The organism is Nocardia vinacea NBRC 16497 (assembly GCF_000308835.1).
In the GTDB taxonomy this organism is placed as follows: Bacteria; Actinomycetota; Actinomycetes; order Mycobacteriales; family Mycobacteriaceae; genus Nocardia; species Nocardia vinacea.
In genome coordinates this window covers 1-3,414 of record NZ_BAGN01000077.1, presented here as the reverse complement: position 1 = coordinate 3,414, position 3,414 = coordinate 1, and the positions used below count along the sequence as shown (strand labels likewise).

At 62.7% G+C, this 3,414-nt stretch carries 4 protein-coding genes and 1 tRNA gene; 3 read left to right on the top strand and 2 right to left on the bottom strand.

The window, feature by feature from the left end; genetic code table 11:
- Positions 1 to 788: 788 nt before the first annotated feature.
- Positions 789 to 1,052 (top strand): helix-turn-helix domain-containing protein, encoded by a 264-nt coding sequence (locus ON44_RS48080; RefSeq protein WP_245567077.1) that lies wholly within the window; start codon positions 789 to 791, stop codon positions 1,050 to 1,052.
- A 219-nt stretch (positions 1,053 to 1,271) separates the two neighbouring features.
- Positions 1,272 to 2,486: a tyrosine-type recombinase/integrase gene (locus ON44_RS09435; protein ID WP_040688114.1), complete on the top strand. Its 1,215-nt coding sequence runs from the start codon at positions 1,272 to 1,274 to the stop codon at positions 2,484 to 2,486.
- Positions 2,487 to 2,565: 79 nt separating this feature from the next.
- Here the strand turns inward: ON44_RS09435 and ON44_RS09430 are convergent.
- Positions 2,566 to 2,638: transfer RNA gene (locus ON44_RS09430), tRNA-Asn, on the bottom strand.
- A gap of 212 nt (positions 2,639 to 2,850) precedes the next feature.
- Here ON44_RS09430 and ON44_RS09425 point away from each other — a divergent pair.
- Positions 2,851 to 3,096, top strand: a complete 246-nt coding sequence (locus ON44_RS09425) for a hypothetical protein (RefSeq protein ID WP_040688111.1) — start codon at positions 2,851 to 2,853, stop codon at positions 3,094 to 3,096.
- 39 nt (positions 3,097 to 3,135) lie between these two features.
- On the opposite strand, the gene dnaG is transcribed toward ON44_RS09425, so the two are convergent.
- Positions 3,136 to 3,414 (bottom strand): DNA primase (gene dnaG, locus ON44_RS09420; RefSeq protein WP_040688109.1); only part of this gene is annotated, 279 nt, incomplete at its 5' end.

The window sequence follows — 3,414 nt, the reverse complement described above, 5'->3', positions numbered from 1 at the left end:
TGGTCCTCTGATGTCATTGACGCACCGAGCGGTTCGGCCGATCCCGGTGAGGCACGCGGCTCACGAAGGAATGCAAGCCCTCTCGGCTGTCACCGTCCGAATCTGCTTTCGGTGGCGTAGATCTGGGATTTGGGGTTTCATGGAGGTTGGGGATGAATCGCGGATTGGGTCAGAATTGAGTCACCCATGTATTCGTTCCGCAACGGCCTGTCCAGCGCACCTCGGCCGTCATTCATCGCAGCCCCACGCACACAGCTTGGCACCGGCGCGTACCGAAGGCTCGACCCCCCTGTGTGCTCGCGAGAACAGCCCAGTCCGAGGCGCTCTCACGTTCAGCCCGCCACTGCCTTGGCGACGAGCATGTCGGGGGCCAACTGGGACACGGTGTTTCGTTCTCAAGCGATGGTGAACGGTGACCAGGTCTGGCTTGCTGCCGACGATGTTGGCGAACGGCCGAGGGTTCCGGCGATTGTCCGATCTTGCTGGACCCGAATGACCGTGGTACCAATGAAATTAGCTTCTCAGGGCGTCTTTCAGCACACACTGCCGCAGACACGCGCGCGGCAGACACCCGAGAAGGAGGGAACTCCGTTGAGGCGGACTCCCAATAATCATCACCGCAGCCTCGAGCGCACGTTTCCTGCCCCGATGCCTGCCATCATTCCTCTTCCGAGACAAGCTGACTCGCGACTAGTGCACGCCGCCGTCTCTGCGCCGACTGCAGTCGGTCTGCCCTGCACGAGACAGAGCTTCAGCTTCCTCGAGGGGCTCCGTTGAACTCCGATGACGTGTGGCTCAGCACGGACGAACTAGCCGCACGGCTCAAGATTCCAGCGAAAACGCTCGCAGTCTGGGCTTCTGCTGGGCGGGGTCCCAGATATGCGCGGATAGGGCGATACCGACGGTATCGGTTGAGCGATCTACTCACCTGGGAGCAGGAACAACTCGACAAGAGTGGACGGCCCGATCCCGATGCGTCGACCGATCGCGCACAGGACTCTCGACGTCGGCCACCAACGAAGGAAGACCGCAGCCACCACCGGGACAAGTAAGCGCATGCAATCGTCATAGCTATCTTTCAGCAATCATTTGACTCTTGTCTGCATTGCCGAGATCTAGCAGCTTGTTCGGTGGATCAACCATTGAAACCAGGCATGCCCGATCGTGCACTCGAAACTCTCACATGCATCGCAAACTCCTCGCGTACGCACCGTGGCCGTTCTCCCGATCGAGGCCAGCCGCCTCACCACTCCCCCGCAGGAAGGTAAACGTTGCCCAGACAATCGCTTCCGATCGGCACCTACGGCCGGATCACCTCCAAGCGGCAGCCGAACGGAAGCTGGCGTGCAACCACACGCTACCGAGACGACGACGGCATCACCCGCACCGCGCACAAATTCGGCCCCACCAAAGGCCGAGCCGAAGACACTCTCCGTGAGTCCCTGACCCAGCGCACCGGAGCCCGGGGACGACTGATCACGCGGGACACGAAACTCACCGATCTGGCCGACCTGTGGCTAGCAGAAAAGGTTCTGCAAGAAGGCATTACCGAGCAGACGCTGGATCTGTACAGGCGGGAGATCGAGGTTTCCACCGACCACCGGGCGAGCGAGAGAACGGTCAAGATCAAATCAGCGCTCGGCGGCCTGCGCCTGTGGGAAGCGACCACCTCCCGCATCGACGCGCATCTGAAACGGATCGTGCTCGACGGCCACCGGGAGAAAGCGCGGCGGCAGCGCGTCATCCTCTCCGAGATGATGAGCATGGCCGTTCGCCATGACGCCATCGACCGCAACCCGGTCCGCGAGGTCGCAGACCTTCCCCGCAAGCGCCAGAAACCGCGTGCAGCCGACATAGAGACCCTCACAGAGCTGCGCGCGCAGCTGCAGGCATGGCTGGAGGGAAAGCCATTCGACGGAGCGCCCGCCTACACCCACGGCCCCAAACGCAACCCGCGCGTCCTCGACGTCGCCGACATCGAACTCGGAACCGGGCCGCGCCCCGGCGAAGCACTCGCCTTGCGCTGGGCCGATGTCGACCTCGACAACAAACCGGCGCGAATCACGTTTTCCGGCACAATCATTCGAATCAAAGGCAAAGGACTAATCCGCCAGGAATGGACCAAGACCGACTCGGGCTATCGGACAGTGGTCCTGCCCCAGTTCGTCGTCGACACCCTCCGGCGCGTCAAAGCCGAAGCAGTCGACAACGACCTGGACCTGGTCTTCCCGAACCGGGACGGCGGCATCTGGGATCCACACAACTTCAACCGGCTGTGGCGCCAGGCCCGCGGCGAGAAGTTCGCCTGGGTGACACCCAAGACCTTCCGCAAGACCGTCGCATCCCTCATCGCCGACGAATACGGCCCCCAGGCCGCAGCACAACAACTCGGCCACGCGAACGACTCGGTCACCAAGCGCCACTACATCGACCAACCGACCGAAGCACCCGACTTCACAGCGGCCTTGGGACGCCTCTCCGGCTGAAAACGTGTCGTTTCCGTGTCGTTCGACCCCCAAAACGGACAAAACCAGGGTCGAACTGGTACGTTCGCCCTGGTCAAAGCTCCCCCATCTGGACTCGAACCAGAAACCTGCCGATTAACAGTCGGCTGCTCTGCCAATTGAGCTATAGGGGACTATCCTTGGCTCGTCCGTACTGGGCGGGCCGAGGTGAAACTTTAGCGTATCGGCGCTCGCCTTCCCAAATCGCGTCTCTACCTGGAGACATGCGGGGGCTTCGGCGTGTCTGGGGATGACGCGCGGTGGGGGTGGATCCGGATCGACAGGCGTACCCGGCGTCGGGCAGGATGGTAGCCGCGCACAGGCACTTTGGGAGGAGCTCTACGAGATGCTGCGGTTGATCATCGGCATTGCGGCCGGATACGTGCTCGGGACGAAGGCCGGGCGGGGTCGCTATGAACAGATCAGTGCGGCGACCCGCGCGGTGACCGGGAGCCCGGTGACTCGCAAGCTGGTTCTCTTCGGGCGACAGAAGCTGTCGGACAAGCTCAGCACCCAGGCGAAGTTGGAGCCGATGGTGCCGCTGGATGAGCGGACCACGGTTCTGGTGCCGCAGGATCAGCTGCGCCGCTGAGCTCGCGGGGGCGAACCCGAGGAAGCGTCGACTCGCAGCTCAGGCCGGGGCGAAGTCGTCGTGATTCCCCATCGCCTGAGTGAGCAAACTCTTGCGGTACTGCTCCAACGCCACGAGATCGCCGAACAGCGCCATATAGGCCTCGGCTTGCTCGGTCGAAGACACCCGTTGCAGCTTCGACTTCAGCTCCGCGATCTGACGGCCGACCCAGGCTTCCTGCACCCGAGCCAGCACCCCGGTGACGAACCTCGGGATGTCATTGGCCGACTTCACCGGCATCTGCTCACCCGAGAGCTCGGAAATCAGCGCACGCATGGT

Excerpts from the sequence above, each read along its gene's own strand:
- ON44_RS09425 (WP_040688111.1), top strand. The coding sequence starts at position 2,851 with ATGCTGCGGTTGATCATCGGCATTGCGGCCGGATACGTGCTCGGGACG.